Below are 20,469 nucleotides of genomic sequence, written 5' to 3' on the forward strand. Positions count from 1 at the left end.
TTATGAGCTTACGTGAAAAAACCATCAGCGGTGCGAAATGGTCGGCTATCGCCACGGTGATTATCATCAGCCTGGGGCTTATCCAGATGACGGTGCTGGCGCGGATCGTCGATAACCACCAGTTCGGCCTGCTGACCGTATCGCTGGTGATCATTGCGCTGGCCGATACGCTGTCTGACTTCGGTATTGCCAACTCCATTATTCAGCGCAAGGAGATAAGCCATCTTGAACTGACCACGCTGTACTGGCTGAACGTTGGGCTGGGGATTGTTGTCTGTGTGGCGGTGTTCCTGCTTAGTGATGTGATTGGCAATGTGCTGCATAACCCGGATCTGGTGCCGTTGATTAAAACGTTGTCGCTGGCGTTCGTGGCGATCCCGCACGGACAGCAGTTTCGCGCACTGATGCAGAAGGAACTGGAGTTCAACAAGATTGGGATGATTGAAACCAGCTCCGTGCTGGCGGGCTTTACGTTTACCGTCATCAGCGCCCATTTCTGGCCGCTGGCGATGACCGCCATTCTTGGCTACCTGGTCAACAGCGCGGTACGCACGCTGCTGTTTGGCTACTTTGGTCGCAAGATCTACCGTCCGGGCCTGCACTTTTCGCTGGCGTCCGTTTCGTCGAATTTGCGCTTTGGCGCGTGGCTGACGGCGGACAGCATTATCAACTACGTCAATACCAACCTTTCCACGCTGGTACTGGCGCGCATTCTCGGGGCCGGTGTCGCGGGGGGCTATAACCTGGCGTACAACGTAGCGGTGGTGCCGCCGATGAAGCTCAACCCGATCATCACCCGCGTGCTGTTTCCTGCATTTGCCAAAATTCAGGACGACACACAGAAGCTGCGCGTGAACTTTTACAAGCTGCTTTCCGTGGTGGGGATCATTAACTTCCCGGCGCTGCTCGGCCTGATGGTGGTTGCCAATAACGTCGTGCCGCTGGTCTTTGGTGAAAAGTGGAACAGCATCATTCCCGTGCTGCAACTGCTGTGCGTGGTGGGGCTGCTGCGCTCGGTCGGCAATCCGATTGGTTCGCTGTTGATGGCGAAAGCGCGCGTGGATATCAGCTTTAAATTCAATGTTTTTAAAACGTTCCTGTTCATCCCGGCGATTATTGTTGGCGGGCACATGGCGGGCGCCATCGGCGTGACGCTGGGCTTCCTGCTGGTGCAAATCATCAACACCATTCTGAGCTACTTCGTGATGATCAAACCGGTGCTGGGTTCCAGCTATCGTCAGTACATCCTGAGCCTGTGGCTGCCGTTGTATCTCTCACTACCAACGCTGGCGGTGAGTTATGGGTTGGGCATTGCGCTACAGGGGCATCTGTCACTGGGCGTGCTGTTGGCGACACAGATTACCGCCGGTGTCCTGGCGTTCGCGGTGATGATCGTGCTCTCGCGCCACCCGCTGGTGGTGGAGATGAAGCGCCAGTTTTGCCGCAGCGAAAAAATGAAAGCCCTGCTTCGCGCAGGTTGAACCTTACCGCCGCCATCCGGCAAAACCATGCCTGATGACGCTGCGCTTATCAGGCCTACAGGGCGCATGGCGCTTCGGTTATCGGACCGGGAAATAACGCTGTAGGCCGGATAAGGCGATAGCCGCCATCCGGCAAACCATGCCTGATGACGCTGCGCTTATCAGGCCTACGGGACGCATGGCGCTTCGGTTATCGGACCGGGAAATAACGCTGTAGGTCGGATAAGGCGATAGCCGTCATCCGGCAAACCATGCCTGATGACGCTGCGCTTATCAGGCTCACGGGGCGCATGGCGCTGCGGTTATCGGACCGGGAAATAACGCTGTAGGCCGGATAAGGCGATAGCCGCCATCCGGCAACGATTTTACGAGGGTGAAATGAAATTACTGATTCTGGGCAACCATACCTGCGGCAACCGTGGCGATAGCGCGATTCTGCGCGGCCTGCTGGACGCCATTAACCGCCTCGAACCTGATGCGGAAGTGGACGTCATGAGCCGCTACCCGGTGAGTTCGTCCTGGCTTTTGAATCGTCCGGTGATGGGCGATCCGCTTTTTTTACAGATGAAACAGCACAACAGCGCGGCTGGCGTGGTGGGGCGGGTGAAAAAAGTCCTCCGCCGTCGCTACCAGCACCAGGTGCTGCTTTCCCGCGTTACCGATACCGGCAAGCTGCGAAATATCGCGATTGCTCAGGGCTTTACCGACTTCGTGCGTCTGCTCTCGGGCTATGATGCCATCATCCAGGTGGGCGGTTCGTTCTTCGTCGATCTGTACGGCGTCCCACAGTTTGAACACGCGCTGTGTACCTTTATGGCGAAAAAACCGCTGTACATGGTAGGCCACAGCGTGGGGCCGTTCCAGGATCCTCAGTTCAACCAGTTGGCTAATTACGTTTTCGGTCACTGTGACGCGCTGATCCTGCGCGAATCCGTCAGTCTGGAACTAATGAAACGCAGTGAAATCACCACGGATAACGTTGAACACGGCGTGGATACCGCGTGGCTGGTGGATCATCACGAGGCGGACTTTGAACCAGGGTATGCCGTTCAGCACTGGTTGACGGTGGCGGCGCAGCAGAAGACGGTGGCGATCACCCTGCGTGAACTTGCTCCGTTTGATAAACGTCTGGGCACCACTCAGCAGGCTTATGAGAAGGCCTTCGCTGGCGTGGTAAACCGCATTCTGGATGAGGGGTATCAGGTTATCGCGCTGTCCACCTGTACCGGCATCGACAGCTATAACAAAGACGATCGCATGGTGGCGCTGAATCTGCGCCAGCACGTCAGCGATCCGTCGCGCTACCACGTGGTGATGGATGAACTGAACGACCTTGAGATGGGCAAGATCCTTGGCGCATGCGACCTGACGGTTGGTACGCGCCTGCACTCCGCGATTATCTCGATGAACTTCGCAACGCCTGCGATTGCCATTAACTACGAACACAAATCGGCAGGCATCATGCAGCAGTTGGGGATGCCGGAGATGGCGATAGATATTCGTCACCTGCTGGATGGCAGTCTGCAAGCGATGGTGGCGGATACGCTGGGACAATTACCGCAGATCAATGAGCGCCTTGCACAGGCGGTGCGTCGCGAACGCGAGCAGGGATACCGCATGGTGGAATCGGTGTTAACACGCATCGGGGAGGGGAAATGAAGGTCAGCTTCTTTTTACTGAAATTTCCGCTGTCGTCGGAAACCTTCGTCCTCAATCAAATTACCGCGTTTATCGATATGGGCTTTGACGTTGAGATTGTCGCCCTACAGAAAGGCGATACGCAAAATACGCATGCCGCCTGGGAAAAATATGGTCTGGCGGCCAGAACACGCTGGTTGCAGGATGAACCGCAGGGACGCCTGGCAAAACTGCGCTCTCGGGCAATAAAAACGCTGCCGGGGTTGCACCGGGCGGCAACGTGGAAATCACTTAACTTCACCCGCTATGGTGATGAGTCGCGTAATCTGATCCTCTCGTCGATCTGTGCGCAGGTGAGTAAACCGCTGCGTGCGGATGTCTTTATCGCTCACTTCGGTCCGGCAGGCGTGACGGCGGCGAAGCTGCGCGAGCTGGGGGTCATTCAGGGCAAGATTGCAACGATTTTCCACGGCATCGATATTTCCAGTCGGGACGTCCTTAACCATTACACACCGGAGTACCAGCAACTGTTCCGCCGTGGCGACCTGATGCTGCCGATTAGCGATCTCTGGGCTGGACGGCTGAGAAGCATGGGCTGTCCTCCCGAGAAGATTGCCGTTTCGCGAATGGGCGTGGATATGACGCGCTTTACACACCGGCCAGTGAAAGCACCCGGCACGCCGCTGGAGATTATCTCTGTTGCACGACTGACCGAGAAAAAAGGGCTGCATGTGGCGATAGAGGCCTGTCGCCAGTTGAAGGAGCAGGGCGTGGCGTTTCGCTATCGCATTCTGGGCATCGGTCCCTGGGAGCGGCGGTTGCGCACGCTGATTGAGCAGTATCAGCTTGACGATGTGATTGATATGCCGGGCTTTAAGCCCAGCCATGAAGTGAAAACGATGCTGGATAACGCGGATGTCTTTCTTCTGCCGTCGATCACCGGTGCGGATGGCGACATGGAAGGGATCCCGGTGGCGCTGATGGAAGCGATGGCGGTGGGGATCCCGGTGGTCTCTACCGTTCACAGCGGGATCCCGGAACTGGTGGATGCCGGAAAGTCTGGTTGGCTGGTGCCGGAAAACGATGCCCGGGCGCTGGCGCAACAGCTCGCCTCGTTCAGCCAATTTGACCGCCGTACGCTGGAACCCATTATTCAGCGCGCGCGTGAAAAAGTTGAACATGATTTTAATCAGCAGGTGATCAATCGTCAGTTGGCCTGCCTGCTGCAAACGATGTAAACCGAGGTTGTATGCCAGAGAAAACACTCTCCCGACGTACCTTCCTGACGGCAAGCTCCGCGCTTGCCGTACTTCCTGTCCTCCATTCTCCCTTTGCCCGCGCTATTGCGTCCCGTAAAACCGTCAACATTCAGGATTACGATGCGAAAGACTGGATTGCCTCGTTTAAACAGGCCTTTAACGACGCCGGGACCGTCGTGGTGCCGGCGGGACTGGTGTGTGAGAACATCAATACCGGCATTGTTATTCCACCGGGCAAAACGCTGCATGTGCTGGGCCGTCTGAGCGGCAACGGGCGCGGTCGCTTTGTGCTCCAGGATGCCTGCCAGGTGACTGGAGAGAAGGGCGGCAGCCTGCACAATATCACGCTGGATGTCCGCGGTTCCGACTGCGCAATTACCGGTCTTACGATGAGCGGTTTCGGGCCGGTGACACAAATTTATATCGGCGGGAAAAAGCCGCGCGTGATGCGCAATCTGGTCATTGATCATCTCACCGTGACCCAGGCCAATTACGCGATACTGCGCCAGGGGTTCCACAATCAGGTTGACGGTGCGCGTATTACTCACTGTCGCTTCAGTGATTTGCAGGGGGACGCCATCGAATGGAACGTCGCGATTAACGACAGCAATATCCTGATTTCCGACCACGTGATTGAACGGATCAACTGTACCAACGGCAAGATTAACTGGGGGATAGGCATTGGGCTCGCGGGGAGCACTTATGACAACACCTATCCCGAACAGCAGACGGTCAAAAACTTTGTGGTTGCCAACATTACCGGATCAGATTGTCGGCAGCTGGTACATGTCGAAAACGGCAAACATTTTGTTATTCGCAATGTTAAGGCGAAGAACATCACCCCGGATTTCAGCAAGAAGGCGGGCATCGACAATGCGACGGTCGCCATTTACGGCTGCGATAATTTTGTGATTGATAATATCAACATGGTCGACAGTGCCGGGATGCTCATTGGCTATGGCGTGGTTAAAGGGAAATATCTCTCCATCCCACAAAATTTCAAACTCAATAATATCTCCCTCGATAACACGCAGCTTGAATACACATTGCGCGGCATTCAAATTTCGTCGGGTAATGCGACCTCTTTCGTTGCACTGACCAACATCGAGATGAAGCGGGCGACGTTGGAGTTGCACAATCAGCCCCAGCATCTCTTTCTGCGCAATATCAAGGTGATGCAGGAATCAGCAACCGGTCCGGCGCTGAAAATGCACTTTGACCTGCGTAAAGACGTACGCGGCAAGTTCATGGCAAAAGACGACACGTTGCTGTCGCTGGCGAACGTGCACGCGGTGAATGAGAAAGGGCAAAGTTCAGTGGATATCGACCGGATAAACCATCATGTAGTGAATGTTGATGCGATCAACTTCCGGTTGCCGGAGGGGAGGGGGTGATTTGCGACCATTCCTGGCAAAACCGGTCCATACTTAAGATTATGGCTACTGCAATTTAACACCGAGCGGCGTAGCATCAGTCACAAAGCAGCAATGATTTCCTCAACTAATTCATGCTGGCTAAAACGAGTCAAAAGGCTATAATTCAGCAACCATTTACAGGTGGATGAAATAATGAGTAATTTGAAAGCAGTTATACCGGTAGCGGGTCTGGGTATGCACATGTTGCCAGCCACCAAGGCAATTCCCAAAGAGATGCTGCCGATCGTCGACAAGCCAATGATTCAATACATCGTTGACGAAATTGTGGCTGCAGGGATCAAAGAAATCCTCCTGGTGACCCACGCGTCTAAAAACGCCGTTGAGAACCATTTCGACACCTCTTATGAACTAGAGTCACTCCTTGAGCAGCGCGTGAAGCGCCAACTGCTGGCGGAAGTGCAATCCATTTGTCCTCCGGGCGTCACCATCATGAACGTGCGCCAGGCGCAGCCGCTGGGGTTGGGTCACTCTATTCTCTGCGCGCGTCCGGCAATTGGTGATAACCCTTTTGTAGTCGTATTGCCTGATATCGTCATTGATAGCGCCAGTGCCGACCCACTGCGTTATAACCTTGCTGCGATGGTTGCGCGCTTTGAAGAAACAGGGCGTAGCCAGGTGCTGGCGAAACGTATGGCGGGCGATCTTTCCGAGTACTCTGTTATCCAGACGAAAGAGCCGCTGGATAATGAAGGCAAGGTGAGCCGCATTGTCGAGTTTATTGAGAAACCGGATCAGCCGCAGACGCTGGATTCCGATCTCATGGCGGTAGGGCGTTATGTCCTCTCTGCGGATATCTGGGCCGAACTGGAAAGAACCGAACCAGGAGCCTGGGGCCGTATCCAGTTGACTGATGCAATTGCAGAACTGGCGAAAAAACAGTCTGTTGACGCCATGCTGATGACCGGCGACAGCTACGACTGCGGCAAGAAATTGGGCTACATGCAGGCGTTTGTGAAATACGGACTGCGTAACCTGAAAGAAGGGCCGAAGTTCCGCAAAGGTATTGAGAAGTTGCTTAGCGAGTAAGTTTAAAAAATAGACGTCCCGACAGGCGTAAAAAATAACGGTAGTCAACATTCGGCGCGGCGATGCAAGTATGCCTGGAATGTTGCTGCCGTTTTTCTATTTTAGAAAAAGATTTGTGATTTCATTGGTTTAACTACAAAATTTAGCACCGCTTTTTATAAGATTTCTTCTTGTTTCTGACATCAATTGGTAAGACAATTAGCGTTTGAGTTTTGAGGCTTTGCGGCAGAGAAAGCAGAGCTTAACACGTCTGTGAGAGTACGCAGTGCACTGGTAGCTGTAAAGCCAGGGGCGGTAGCGTGTCTGAATAATGAACAATGGAAATAAAATCATATAGCTTTAATTTAATACAGGAAGGAAATTTCTATTGTTAAAAATACAAAGTTCGCAGCCACTATGGTTAAAATTGCTGCCTAAAACATTAGCTCTTAAGCTTATAAATAAAAAGGAACTAGTAGTAGTTATTAATAATGGCGCATGGTTGCTCTTTGATAAGCTTGTTAGACTGTTGTTAGGCTTATTGGTTAGCGCATGGGTTGCTCGTTATCTTGGACCTGCTCAGTTTGGTGAATTATCGTATGTGCTAGCGTACTTAGCATTTTTTCAAACAGTATCCATATTGGGTATGGATGGAATCATCGTGCGGGATATAGCGAGAGATAATAATAAAGCAGGGGAAATATTAGGTACAGCATTTGTACTTAGGCTTGCAGTTGGCACGGTATGCTGGCTTATTGCTGTTGGAGGTATGATAATAGTTAATGGTTGGCAAGATCGTAGTGTATATATTACGGCCCTTGCAGGAGCTATATTGATTTTTCAAGCGGTTGATACGATCGACTTATGGTTTCAAAGTCAAAGTCAAAGTCGGAGAACAGTTATTGCTAAATTATTCTCATACTTTATTTCAAATGGAATTAAGGTCGCTTTAATTTTAAGTAAAGCTCCATTAATTGCGTTTGCAGTAGTCGTCGCGTTAGAAACATTAATTAGCGCTATTGCTTTGATCTACGCATATCGAAAGTTTCCATGTGGTAATTCATGGATATATTTAAAGAAAAAAGCATCAGGAATTATTAATGAGTCATGGCCATTTATCTTAAGTGGTTTATCAATTGCTATTTATATGCGTATAGATCAAATAATGATTAAGGAGTTTTTAACTGATGCTGATTTAGGTATCTATGCAGCAGTTTTACCTCTGGCAACATTGTGGTCTTTTATACCAGTAACTCTTTCTGTCAGTCTTGCCCCATTAGTTGCCAGAATGAAACAACAAGGGGAGAACGAATATTGGGACTGTCTTAGCAATATATTTCGTATATTCGCAATGCAAGCATGGATTATTAGTGTTCCCATAGCTTTATTATCAAATACTATTATCAATGTTCTATTAGGTCAAGAATATCGTGGTGGTACAATTGTACTTTCTATCGTGGTATTTTCGAATGTTTTCATTAGTATGGGAGTTGCGCAAAGTCTATGGATATTAAATGAAAGGAAATCAAAAATTAGTCTTTATCGGACAGTAATAGGTGCTGTAGTTTGTGTGGTGTCTAATTTAATTATGATTCCAAGATTTGGAATTACAGGCGCAGCGATAAGCGCATTATTGGCGCAAGCGTTTTCATCATTTTTGGCTAACTTCGTTCTGTGTCGCAAAATTTTTTATATGCAATTTTTTAGTTTGTTCTTGATAAAATTCAAGTGAGACACTATACAAAATAAATAAAATTGATCAAGGTATTTTTCTCTATGCTATATAATAGGCAAGGCTGTATTCTTGTATTAAATATATCGACATGTTTGAAAATTATACAGCAAGTAATTAATAACATTACTTATGATGTAAAAAATAAATGATAATTTTCTTGTTATTACTATAATTTAAAGGTGCCCAATTTGAATATAGCTTTGTCAATTTTTATATTATCCTTCGGTATAATTACTACAATTAAGGCAATAACGAAAAAAAAACCAATGTTGCTTATTTTTTGTGTCTTTTTTACTATATATTTGTCTCTTCGTCCAGTATTGTTAGCTTTAGGCTACTATAATATATATGCTTATTTGAATAAGTCTATAGATGACTATAGTGAGAAAGGATTAATGATATGCTTGCTATATACTCTATTATCATTCTTAATTTTTTTGTTAGTTTACTTCAGAACGAAAAAAACATTCAAAATTTCAGAAACTGATGGTTCAAATGATATTGCGGCAAATAGCAAAATTAATGTTTTTCATTTTCTTCAAGTGATTTTTCTTGTATTATCATTAACTATTCTACCATTTTATATTTGTTTCGTTTTTATTTTGTGCTTAATGTTCTATAATATTATTAAGTTCAAGAGGTTTGGTGTTTATAGTAATTTATTACTTTGTCTATTCTATTATGTTTTTTTAATGCTTATGCTCTACTTTCTATCTGACGACAGAAGGGATTGGTTGGTAGCAATAGGAGCGCCTATATATATATACTTATTTGTATATATGAAAAGTGTAGTTAAAATAATTATTCCTGGTGCTTTGGGATTGCTCTTGCTGGTTTATGTCAGCGTAGCATTTCGGAGTGGTGGTAATATATTTAATATTGAAGCTGTAAAAGACAGGGCTGAATCAATTCAATCCACTCTAGTTGTACTTGAAGTAGAAACTGATTTTAGCATCGTTTATGATGATTATTTATTACTATTCGATGACAGATATTCGAGTGTAGATTATTTATATGGTTTAACTTTAGTTAAGCCTTTTATTTCATTTATTCCAAGGGAATTACTTCCGGATAAACCAGAAACATCTAGTAGATTATTTCCTAAATATTTTAACCCACCATTTTATTCAGTGGGAGGAAGTGAACCTGTAACCTTATTTGGCGAGCTATATTGGAACTTCTCATATTTCTCTTTAGTTATATATGCTGCATTAGGTTATCTCTTGGGCTTAATAGATAACACGTATTTACGCAACAAGAATAATTTATTATATTCGTCCTTGGTTTTATCACTGAGTTTAACAGGTTTTCATTTGCTAAGAGGTCCTATAGATTCTTTTTTCTTTATATATCTATGGCTGGCTCTTTCATATTATGCATTAAAAATAACGCAAAGAATAAGATAGGTATTGATCAATGAATCATGAATTAGCACCGATATGTCTGTTTGTGTATAATAGATACAAGCATACATTAAAAACAATAGAGGCTCTAAAAAAGAACAAATTAGCAGAGCAGTCTGATATTTACATTTTTAGTGATGCGGCTAAAAATAATCAGGCTATTGAACCTGTGCAAAAAATAAGAAATTATATAAAGCTGATTGATGGTTTTAAATCAGTGACTATAATTGAATCATCTAATAATAAGGGATTAGCAAATTCTATCATTTCTGGTGTGACAGATGTAATCAATAAGCACGGGAAAGTAATTGTTTTTGAAGATGACTTAATCTCAAGTCCATTGACTCTTGAATATTTAAATTTGATGTTGAATACCTATCAGAATTTTGAATCGATAATGTCAATTACAAGCTATTCATATCCAAATAGCACCGTAAAAATAAGTTCTGAATATGAATTCGATAACTATTTCTCGGGAAGACCTTGTTCGTGGGGATGGGCTACATGGAAGGATCGTTGGACTGAAGTTCAGTGGGATGGAAAGGTTTATGAGGATTATCTGTATAACAAGAGGATGCAAGAAGATTTTAAACTATATGCAGGTCGAGATATAGATAGGATGCTAAAAAAACAACTTAAAGGTGAGATCGATTCTTGGGCCGTAAGATTTGTATTCAATTGTTTTCTCCTAAAGAAACTGGCTTCTTATCCTGTTAAGTCCTATATCTCTAACATTGGAACTGATGGTTCTGGGACACATAAAGGCGTCAACGAAAGTTATATTATTAATCGGATTTTAAACGAAAAACTACCAACTAGATTGTCGTACGAATTTGAAGTTAACGAAAAAATTCTTAAAGAATTTAATAAATTTGTTAAGAAAAAATATTATTTTAAAAGATTAATGAGACTATTGAAAAGTAAATTCCAATGATCAAGAAAATTTTGAAGGAGTTCTTTATTCGTTTCACTTTTATCACAAAAAATAAATGTGGTAAAAAGAAAGCTTTGCTTTGCTTTATTGTTCATCCCTTTTTTGTCAAAGGGAAAAAACATCCAAATAGTATTGAACTCGAAAACATTGTCTCAATTCTAGAGAAACTAGATTATCATATAACGGTTGTAGATTATCGTAGAAAGAAAATATTTGGAATGTATGATTTAGTTATAGGGTTTGGTGATTGTTTCGAATATGCTATAACTCACAATCTTGGGAAAAAAAATATACTTTATTCAACAGGATTTCCTGCCTTTATTCAGAATCAAAATGCTTTGGAAGCTTTATTTAGGTTTAAGAAAAATTATCCAAACAAAGTAATTGGTTCGGCAAATAAATATGTGAGAATAACTGAAAATGTCTGGCCAAACCAACTTGTAAAAAGTGATGCAATAATTACTATTGGAAACGAATATATAAAAAAATTATTTGAGTTGTTTCATGACAGGATATATTGTGTACCTTCGACATGTTTTAGCTTAGATAGTACTACTGCTAATAAGGGCAGTATAGAAAATTCAGAAATTGAGCTAAATAGCTTTATATGGTTTGGTGGCAAGGGATGTATACATAAGGGATTAGATCTGTGTATCGACGCGTTTGCGGGAAGTCATTATAAGTTATATATTGCTGGTCCATTGGATGATGAAATAAAACTTTTCCAAGATAAATTGCTTCAATATCCTGAAAACTTTGATTACTTAGGTTTTCTTGATATTGAGTCGAGTGAGTTTAATTTGCTAGCAAAAAAAATACCTTTTTCTATTTTACCTTCCTGCAGTGAAGCAATGGCAACGTCGATAGTTACCTTATCTTACAACTTTGGTACTATCCCTGTAATTACGAAGGAATGTGGTTTTGACTTCAATCTAGATATGATTCAAATCGAATCCTTGACATTGCAAGCTGTGCAAAAAGCAATATGGGAAGCTGGTCAACTAAGTATCGATAATATTCTCAGTAAAAAAAAATCCATTAGAAATCATTTCATTAAGTATCATAATCAGCATATTTTCAATGAAACATTTATGCTGTCACTGAAAAAAGAAATCAGATAGGTATCAAAATGATTATTTATGACGGCATTATTGAGAAACTGCAATCTGGAGGAGGAGTAAGTGTCGTATTCCGTGAGATCATCTCTAGGATGAATAATTACATATATATATGTTACGATGAAGACTCCAAACTATCACTGCCTGCTAACCAGATTACATATAAAGCTAGATTATTCGAGAGATACAGAGATGTTATATTGAATACTGAAGAGAGGGGCATTGGCTCAGTATTCCATTCTACTTATTATAGATTGCCTAACTCTTCAAAAATTCCAGTGGTCACTACAGTTCATGATTTCACTTATGAAAAATTTGTCAAGGGACCAGCAAAATGGTTACATTCATGGCAAAAAAAAAGAGCGATAAAAAGAAGTAATATTATCATTTGTGTTTCTAAAAATACTGCTAAAGATCTGGTTGAATATTGTTCTGTAGATCCAAAATGTATCCGTGTTATCTACAATGGTGTCTCTGAAGCCTATTATCCATTACTTGATAATAATAGGGAGAATAGCAACCGGGTGTTATTCGTTGGGGCTCGTGGGGGTTATAAGAATTTTGGCTTAGCAATTGATGCAGTATCTTCAATTGAGAATCTAGAGTTGGATATTGTTGGTGGTGGTAGTTTAACAACAGAAGAGCTAAAGCTTTTAGAGAATAAACTGCCAAAACGGTATCGTTGGCTTGGTCGACTAAGTGATGAAGAGCTTAATATTGCATATAATCAAAGTTATGCCCTGCTGTACCCTTCAAGTTATGAAGGTTTTGGGATACCAGTAATAGAGGCGATGCGTGCAGGATGTCCTGTGATAGCTTCTAATACTTCCTCAATTCCTGAGGTTGCAGGTGATGCTGCTATATTGGTCAATTCTCTGTCTGCCGATTCACTGCGAGATGCGTTGACTCAATTGACATCTCGTTCTTGTCGTGAACAATTAATTAGTGATGGCTTTAAACAAGCTGAAAAGTTTTCTTGGAATCGTTGTTTTCAGGAGACATTAGCTGTCTACAATGAATTAATTAAAAGAAATGAGAAATAAGATGAGAAAAAAAATCGCGTTAATATCGGGTGTCACTGGTCAAGATGGTTCCTATCTTGCTGAACTTCTCTTGGAAAAGGGTTATGAAGTTCATGGTATCAAACGCCGTGCATCCTCTTTTAATACAGAGCGAGTAGATCATATTTATCAAGATCGACATCATTATGATCCTAATTTCATTCTACACTATGGTGATTTGACAGACACTTCAAATTTAATTCGTATAATTCAAGAAATAAAACCTGACGAGGTTTATAATCTTGGCGCACAATCGCATGTTGCCGTTTCATTTGAATCGCCAGAGTATACTACTGATGTAGATGCATTAGGGACATTACGGTTGTTAGAAGCTATCCGTATTTGTGGGTTGGAAAAGAAAACTCGCTTCTACCAGGCTTCAACATCTGAATTGTATGGGCTTGTTCAGGAAGTTCCTCAGCGCGAAACAACACCATTCTATCCTCGCTCCCCATACGCTGTTGCAAAACTCTACGCCTACTGGATTACGGTCAATTACCGTGAGTCCTATGGCATGTATGCCTGTAATGGTGTTCTTTTTAACCATGAATCACCACGCCGCGGTGAAACATTTGTCACTCGCAAGATTACTCGTGCGATAGCCAATATTTCTCAAGGAATCGAAAAGTGCCTGTATCTTGGCAATATGGATTCCCTGCGCGACTGGGGCCATGCGAAAGATTATGTCCGCATGCAATGGATGATGCTCCAACAAGATCAGCCTGAAGATTTTGTCATCGCTACAGGCAAACAAATTTCTGTTCGTGAATTTGTTCGCATGTCTGCTAAAGAAGTTGGGCTTGAACTTGAATTTAGCGGCGAAGGTGTAGATGAAATTGCAACTGTTATCAGCAAAACTTCAGATTGCGCCATTGGTGTGAATATTGGCGATATTATTGTCCGCGTTGATCCTCGTTACTTCCGCCCTGCAGAAGTTGAAACTTTGCTTGGTGACCCAACGAAGGCTAAAAAGGTGCTGGGTTGGGTGCCTGAAATTACGGTGGAAGAAATGTGTGCAGAGATGGTTGCTAACGATTTGGCGAAAGCCAAGCAGCATGCATTGCTAAAAAGCCATGGTTATGATGTCGCAGTTTCACTGGAGCGCTAATCTGATGTCTAACAAACGTGTTTACGTTGCTGGTCATCGAGGCATGGTGGGTTCGGCAATTTGTCGTGAGCTTGGCTCTCGCAATGATATCGAACTGGTGCTGAGAACGCACGAAGAATTAGATTTAACTTCACAACCAGACGTTCAGGAATTTTTTGCTACTACAAAAATTGATGAAGTGTATCTTGCAGCAGCAAAAGTCGGGGGGATTCATGCTAATAATACCTATCCTGCTGAATTCATTTATGAGAATCTAATGATCGAAAGTAATATCATTCACTCCGCGCATTTAGCGGGTGTGCAAAAATTACTCTTCTTAGGTTCAAGCTGTATTTATCCTAAACTCGCAAAACAGCCTATGCAAGAATCGGCACTGTTGACAGGGATTCTTGAAGCAACAAATGAACCTTATGCTATTGCGAAAATAGCCGGCATTAAATTGTGTGAATCCTATAATCGACAATATGGTCGTGATTACCGTAGCGTAATGCCGACGAACCTTTATGGGATGAATGATAACTTCCACCCGCAAAATTCACATGTTATTCCAGCTCTGATGCGTCGTTTCCATGAAGCCAAAGAGCAAAATGCCCCAGAAGTGGTTGTTTGGGGGACGGGGACACCTATGAGAGAGTTTCTGTACGTTGATGATATGGCCGCTGCGTCAATCTATGTGATGGAGCTCGATGAATCAGTGTACCATAAGCACACCGATCCGATGCTTTCGCACATCAACGTTGGCACGGGTGTTGATTGTACTATTCGCGAAATGGCGGAAACAATAGCAACGGTTGTTGGCTATAAAGGCAATATTGTTTTTGACGCTTCAAAACCTGATGGTACACCACGTAAGCTAATGGATGTTTCGCGTCTGGAAAAATTGGGTTGGAAATTCCACTATAATTTAAAAGATGGCCTGGAGTTAACTTACAAGTGGTATTTGGCAAACCTCTACTCATTCCGGGGGTAGAGCATGAGCAAGAGATTGGAGCAAAATTTATTTTCAACTATCGTTGAGAATACGCCGCTAATCTCGATAGATCTCATCGTAGTGAATAATGAAGGAAACGCGCTGCTTGGGCAGCGCCAAAACCGGCCAGCACAAAATTATTGGTTTGTGCCTGGTGGGCGAATCTTCAAGGATGAATCTTTCGAAACGGCATTTAAACGAATCACGAAGGAAGAGCTTGGGAAAGAAGTATGCCTGAATGAGTCGACATTCCTGGGGGTATATGAGCACTTTTACCGTGATAATTTTACCGGGGCTGATTTTACAACCCACTATGTCGTCCATGGCTACAGGTTAGAACTTGAGCTTCTGGATCCTGATTTGCCGCGGACTCAACACACCGCGTATCAGTGGTTTGATATCCAGACTCTTCTCAGTAGTAATATAGTGCATCAGTACACCAAAAATTATTTCTTATCAAGGTAATAGATATGCTTCTTCCTGTCATAATGGCCGGTGGCTCGGGGACCAGACTTTGGCCTCTTTCTCGCACACTTTATCCAAAACAGTTTCTCTCGCTTAATACTCGTTTCACAATGCTACAGGAGACCTTACGTCGCCTTGAGAACGTTGAGCATAGCCCGGCGCTGGTCATTTGTAATGAGTCTCATCGCTTTATTGTGGCAGAACAGTTGCGTAAAGAAGGGCTCAAGCATGGCGGGATCTTACTTGAACCTGCCGGACGTAACACCGCGCCAGCGGTTGCATTAGCCGCTTTGCAGGCCGTTTCATTGGGTGAAGATCCTATTTTGCTGGTGCTTGCCGCCGATCATGAAATCCAGGATGAAGATAGTTTCAGACAGGCTGTGTCGCATGCCAAGAAATTTGCAGAAGAAGGCAAATTGGTGACATTTGGAATTGTCCCTACTGCGCCGGAAACGGGATACGGCTATATCAAAACCGGAGAAAAGCTCGATGGTGAAGGATATAGAGTCGCTGCATTTGTTGAGAAACCTGAGCTTGAGCTGGCGAATCAATACATTAACCATGGAGGGTATTTGTGGAATAGCGGTATGTTTATGTTTAAAGCCTCGGCTTTTATCAATGAACTCCGCCAGTTCCGCCCCGATATCCTTCAGGCGTGTGAGAGGTCTTTGACGTCATCCAGCCAGGATCTCGATTTTATTAGAGTGGACAAAGAAGCTTTTGATTGCTGTCCGGAAGAGTCAATTGACTACGCGGTGATGGAGAAAACAACGGATGCTGTTGTGGTGCCTTTGAATGCGCGATGGAGCGATGTAGGTTCCTGGTCTGCGTTGTGGGAAATTAGCCAAAAAGACACTAATGGGAATGCAATACGAGGGGATGTACTTTTAGAGGATGCTTCTGATAGCTACCTTTATTCACAACATCGTCTAATAGGTGTTGTTGGTGTGAAAGATCTGGTCGTCGTGGAGACGAAAGATGCGGTTCTTGTCGCGCATAAAGATAAGGTTCAGCAAGTTAAAGGTATTGTCGCTCAGCTCAAGAAGCAGAATCGTTCTGAATACTTACAGCATCGTGAAATTTTCCGCCCTTGGGGAAGTCATGACACTATTGCTGAAGGACAACGCTATCAGGTAAAACATGTTATTGTTCTTCCTGGTCAGATTACGGCAAAACAAATTCATTTTCATCGTACAGAGCATTGGGTTGTCGTGTCTGGAACAGCGAAAGTTCATCTTGAAGACAAAACATATCTGGTCTCTGAAAATGAATCGACCTATATTCCTGTCGGTGTACCTCATGCAATTGAAAACCCTGGCAAGATACCTCTTGAAATTATTGAGGTCAGATCGGGTGTATATCTTGAAGAGGATGATGTGGTCAGAGTGTCATCTTCTGGAGTGGGTTATTAATGCGGATTTCCATAATTACAGCAACGTATAATAGCGAAAAAACGCTGATCGATACTCTTCGTTCTCTGGAGAATCAGACTTATACCGATATTGAGTACATTATCGTTGACGGAGCTTCGAAAGATAATACTATTCAGCTAATCAAAGATAACTGTACGAAAGTCTCTAAAATAATTTGTGAGTCTGACCAGGGAATATATGATGCACTCAATAAAGGTATCAATGCTGCCACGGGTGATGTTATTGGATTTTTGCATTCGGATGATCTGTTAGCCTATAACGATGCACTGGCTGATATAGCCAATACCTTCGAAACAACAGGTTGTGATGCTGTATATGGCGATCTGGAGTATGTTTCGCAGGAGGATACGGGTAAACGCATCAGAATGTGGAAAAGCGGTCCTTTCAGCCGCACCAAAATGCGGTTAGGCTGGATGCCGCCACATCCTTCTTTTTACATGAAACGTTCATGCTACATTGAATATGGCGGTTTTAGCCTCGATTACCGTATTTCAGCTGATTATGACTCTCTTTTGCGATATATATTGAAAAGTGGCATTGGAATGGCTTATCTCCCTAAAGTTCTCGTGAAAATGAGGGTCGGGGGGATTAGTAATCGCTCATTATCTTCAATGATGAGTAAGTCGATGGAAGATGTCAGGATTATGAAGAAAAATGGGATTATATGGCCGCTGGCGTTGGCCTATAAAAATCTTTCCAAAATTCCTCAATTCATAAAGAAATAACAAATATGCTAACTGCTAGTAAAGTAATTAATGAAAGTGGAATCGCTTTTGGTACCAGTGGCGCTCGTGGTCTGGTAGTTGATTTCACGCATAATGTTTGTGCCGCTTTCGCGCATGCTTTTCTTCAGGTTACCAGTGACAAATTTGAGTTCAAAACAGTCGCTCTGGCAATTGATAATCGGCCAAGCAGCTATGAAATAGCTCAGGCCTGCGCAGCTGCAATTAAGCAGCATGGGTTTCAGATTGAATATCATGGTGTTATTCCGACCCCTGCATTAGCGTATTATGCCATGCAGAATGATATGCCCTGCATTATGGTTACAGGGAGTCACATTCCGTTCGACCGTAATGGCCTGAAATTTTATCGTCCAGATGGAGAAATTTCCAAAGAAGATGAGCTGGCTATTATCGGCAGCGCTTTCGAGTTTTCATCTGTGGAACAGCTTCCTGAATTGCAAATCAGCTCTCTGGGAGCTGAAGCTTATGTTTCCCGGTACACATCACTCTATGCTGATAAGATTTTAGCCGGAAAGCGCATTGGCATTTACGAACATTCGAGTGCCGGCAGGGATCTTTACGCCCCATTATTCCAGGAACTTGGTGCTGAAGTGATTTCTTTAGGAAGAAGCGATGAGTTTGTTCCTATCGATACTGAAGCAGTCAGTGAAGAAGATCGGTTGCTTGCAAAAGGTTGGGCGGAACAGTTTAAACTTGACGCGATTTTTTCAACAGATGGTGATGGTGACAGACCTTTAGTCTCTGATGAAACCGGTAATTGGCTGCGTGGCGATATACTGGGTTTGTTGACGGCAAACGAGCTGGGCATTGAAGCTCTCGCCATCCCAGTTAGTTGTAACACAGCGATCGAGTTATCTAATGAATTCAAAACTGTGACGCGTACAAAAATTGGTTCCCCGTACGTTATCGCTGCGTTTAATTCTCTGGCAAATCGTTATTCAAACGTTGCAGGATTCGAAGCTAATGGTGGTTTCCTGCTGGCATCGGACTTAACAATCAACGGTAAACGTCTTAGGTCTTTACCTACGCGAGACGCGGTATTGCCTGCGTTGATGTTATTGGCTGCTTCCAGGAACAAGAAAATTTCACAACTTGTCGACCAACTGCCTCAACGATTCACCTGGTCCGACAGAGTGAAAGATTTCCCTTCAGAGAAAAGCCAACAAATTATTACTGAAGCACTGATTTCGCCAGAGCAACTCTTAACTAAGCTCGGATTAGCTTCTGTTAAATGTGTCAGCATTGATCAAACTGATGGTGTGAGAATAACGCTTGATTGCTCGGATATTTTCCATCTCCGTCCATCAGGTAATGCCCCTGAATTGCGCTGTTATGCAGAAGCGAGTACTGAATCGCCACGGATAATCTAGACACTTCCGAGCCGTTGATAATACTGGTTTTCATATTCTGTCGGTGACATCTGATCGCTAGAACCATGCCGACGCTTACTGTTATAAAACATTTCGATGTAATCAAAAATATCGCTGCGGGCTTCTTCCCGCGTTCCGTAGATCTTTTTCTTTATCCGTTCGCGTTTCAACAACTGGAAAAAGCTTTCTGCAACCGCATTATCATGGCAGTTACCGCGACGGCTCATGCTGCCCTCCAGGCCGTGTGATTTCAGGAACGACTGCCACTCATGGCTTGTGTACTGACTGCCCTGATCCGAATGAACCAGCACCTGTTTTTGGGGATTACGCCGCCATACAGCCATCAGCAGTGCGTTCAGGACAATGTCCTTTGTCATCCGGGATTGCATGGACCAGCCGATAATTTTGCGTGAGAACAGATCAACAACCACGGCAAGATACAGCCAGCCTTCGTGGGTCCTGATGTAGGTTATGTCCGTTACCCAACGCTCATCCGGAGCATCCGGATTGAACTGTCGCTGGAGCCTGTTGGGCGACACGATACTGGCCTCGCCTTTACGTGCCCGCGGGCTCCGGTATCCGACCTGAGCCTTTATCCCGACACGTTTCATCAGTCGCCAGACTCTGTTCACTCCGCACTGTTGCCCGCTGTCCCGCAGATCCAAATGGATTTTGCGATAACCATAGACGCATCCCGATTCCAGCCAGAACTGTTTAATCTGTCCTGTCAGTCTCAGGTCTGCCTGATGGCGTTGTGAATGCGGCTGCTGAAGCCAGGCGTAAAAACCACTGGGATGAACATCCAGCACCCGACAGAGCAGGCGAACAGGCCAGCAACAGGTGTTGTCACGGATAAAGGCGTACCTCAGTCGGACAGCTTTGCGAAGTACGCCGCGGCTTTTTTTAATATGTCCCGTTCGTCGGTAACCCGCTTCAGCTCTTTCTGAAGACGGCGGATCTCGGCCTGAGCATCTGACTGTTCTTTATTAGTGGAAGAATCCGGACCGTACTTCTTTATCCAGGCGTAAAGGCTGTGGGTGGTGATATCGAGACGTGTTGCAACGCTGGCAACAGAATAACCGCGATCAACAACCTGTTTGACTGCTTCAATTTTAAACTCTTCGGGATAACGCTTACCGCTCATGGGCACCTCTCTTTAAGCCATCTTAAATGACTCTGAGGTGTCTGTTAAACCCGTGGCGATTCATACAGAGATAAAAGCTAAAGAGTATGTGGAACAAATTCTGCACAAAGTCGTTACGCTGAACTAAGATTTCTTTTTCTGATAGGAACATATAAATCCACGTAAA

At 44.5% G+C, this 20,469-nt stretch carries 17 protein-coding genes; 16 read left to right on the top strand and 1 reads right to left on the bottom strand.

Annotated elements, in window-relative coordinates; translation table 11 throughout:
• The first annotated feature begins 2 nt into the window (after positions 1 to 2).
• The 16 genes from GBC03_13995 to GBC03_14070 all read left to right on the top strand — a co-directional run bounded on the left by GBC03_13995 (position 3) and on the right by GBC03_14070 (position 19,159).
• On the top strand, positions 3 to 1,481 hold the full coding sequence (locus GBC03_13995; GenBank protein QFS71244.1) for an MOP flippase family protein: 1,479 nt from the start codon (positions 3 to 5) through the stop codon (positions 1,479 to 1,481).
• Between the two features lie 378 nt (positions 1,482 to 1,859).
• On the top strand, positions 1,860 to 3,140 hold the full coding sequence (gene wcaK / locus GBC03_14000; GenBank protein ID QFS71245.1) for a colanic acid biosynthesis pyruvyl transferase WcaK: 1,281 nt from the start codon (positions 1,860 to 1,862) through the stop codon (positions 3,138 to 3,140).
• Positions 3,137 to 4,357 carry a colanic acid biosynthesis glycosyltransferase WcaL gene (wcaL, locus tag GBC03_14005; GenBank protein ID QFS71246.1) on the top strand — a complete coding sequence of 407 codons (1,221 nt, stop codon included), beginning with the start codon at positions 3,137 to 3,139 and terminating at the stop codon, positions 4,355 to 4,357. Before wcaK ends, wcaL begins: the two co-directional genes overlap by 4 nt.
• Before the next feature lie 11 nt (positions 4,358 to 4,368).
• Positions 4,369 to 5,772 (top strand): colanic acid biosynthesis protein WcaM, encoded by a 1,404-nt coding sequence (gene wcaM, locus GBC03_14010; GenBank protein QFS71247.1) that lies wholly within the window; start codon positions 4,369 to 4,371, stop codon positions 5,770 to 5,772.
• A gap of 174 nt (positions 5,773 to 5,946) precedes the next feature.
• Positions 5,947 to 6,840, top strand: coding sequence for a UTP--glucose-1-phosphate uridylyltransferase GalF (gene galF, locus GBC03_14015; protein ID QFS71248.1), 894 nt, complete (start codon positions 5,947 to 5,949; stop codon positions 6,838 to 6,840).
• 367 nt (positions 6,841 to 7,207) lie between these two features.
• On the top strand, positions 7,208 to 8,551 hold the full coding sequence (locus GBC03_14020; protein QFS71249.1) for an oligosaccharide flippase family protein: 1,344 nt from the start codon (positions 7,208 to 7,210) through the stop codon (positions 8,549 to 8,551).
• 191 nt (positions 8,552 to 8,742) lie between these two features.
• On the top strand, positions 8,743 to 9,960 hold the full coding sequence (locus tag GBC03_14025) for a hypothetical protein (protein ID QFS71250.1): 1,218 nt from the start codon (positions 8,743 to 8,745) through the stop codon (positions 9,958 to 9,960).
• A gap of 10 nt (positions 9,961 to 9,970) precedes the next feature.
• Complete coding sequence (locus GBC03_14030; protein ID QFS71251.1) at positions 9,971 to 10,891, top strand: glycosyltransferase; 921 nt, start codon at positions 9,971 to 9,973, stop codon at positions 10,889 to 10,891.
• On the top strand, positions 10,888 to 12,012 hold the full coding sequence (locus GBC03_14035) for a hypothetical protein (protein ID QFS71252.1): 1,125 nt from the start codon (positions 10,888 to 10,890) through the stop codon (positions 12,010 to 12,012). Before GBC03_14030 ends, GBC03_14035 begins: the two co-directional genes overlap by 4 nt.
• A gap of 8 nt (positions 12,013 to 12,020) precedes the next feature.
• Entirely contained in the window at positions 12,021 to 13,052 is a 1,032-nt protein-coding gene (locus tag GBC03_14040) for a glycosyltransferase (GenBank protein QFS71253.1), read from the top strand.
• 1 nt (position 13,053) lies between these two features.
• On the top strand, positions 13,054 to 14,178 hold the full coding sequence (gene gmd / locus GBC03_14045) for a GDP-mannose 4,6-dehydratase (protein ID QFS71254.1): 1,125 nt from the start codon (positions 13,054 to 13,056) through the stop codon (positions 14,176 to 14,178).
• Positions 14,179 to 14,182: 4 nt separating this feature from the next.
• Positions 14,183 to 15,148 (top strand): NAD-dependent epimerase/dehydratase family protein, encoded by a 966-nt coding sequence (locus GBC03_14050; protein QFS71255.1) that lies wholly within the window; start codon positions 14,183 to 14,185, stop codon positions 15,146 to 15,148.
• 3 nt (positions 15,149 to 15,151) lie between these two features.
• A complete protein-coding gene (locus GBC03_14055) occupies positions 15,152 to 15,613 on the top strand; it encodes a GDP-mannose mannosyl hydrolase (GenBank protein ID QFS71256.1) in 462 nt (153 codons plus the stop codon).
• A 5-nt stretch (positions 15,614 to 15,618) separates the two neighbouring features.
• Positions 15,619 to 17,025: a mannose-1-phosphate guanylyltransferase/mannose-6-phosphate isomerase gene (locus GBC03_14060; protein ID QFS71257.1), complete on the top strand. Its 1,407-nt coding sequence runs from the start codon at positions 15,619 to 15,621 to the stop codon at positions 17,023 to 17,025.
• Positions 17,025 to 17,771 carry a glycosyltransferase gene (locus tag GBC03_14065; GenBank protein QFS71258.1) on the top strand — a complete coding sequence of 249 codons (747 nt, stop codon included), beginning with the start codon at positions 17,025 to 17,027 and terminating at the stop codon, positions 17,769 to 17,771. Before GBC03_14060 ends, GBC03_14065 begins: the two co-directional genes overlap by 1 nt.
• Before the next feature lie 5 nt (positions 17,772 to 17,776).
• Positions 17,777 to 19,159 carry a phosphomannomutase gene (locus GBC03_14070; protein ID QFS71259.1) on the top strand — a complete coding sequence of 461 codons (1,383 nt, stop codon included), beginning with the start codon at positions 17,777 to 17,779 and terminating at the stop codon, positions 19,157 to 19,159.
• Here the strand turns inward: GBC03_14070 and GBC03_14075 are convergent.
• A protein-coding gene (locus GBC03_14075; protein ID QFS71260.1) for an IS3 family transposase occupies positions 19,156 to 20,303 on the bottom strand; the annotation gives its coding sequence in 2 pieces (ribosomal slippage) (positions 19,156 to 20,066 and positions 20,066 to 20,303; 1,149 coding nt in all). The genes GBC03_14070 and GBC03_14075 overlap by 4 nt on opposite strands.
• Positions 20,304 to 20,469: the final 166 nt, after the last annotated feature.

It is taken from the genome of Citrobacter telavivensis (assembly GCA_009363175.1).
Lineage (GTDB): Bacteria > Pseudomonadota > Gammaproteobacteria > Enterobacterales > Enterobacteriaceae > Citrobacter_A > Citrobacter_A telavivensis.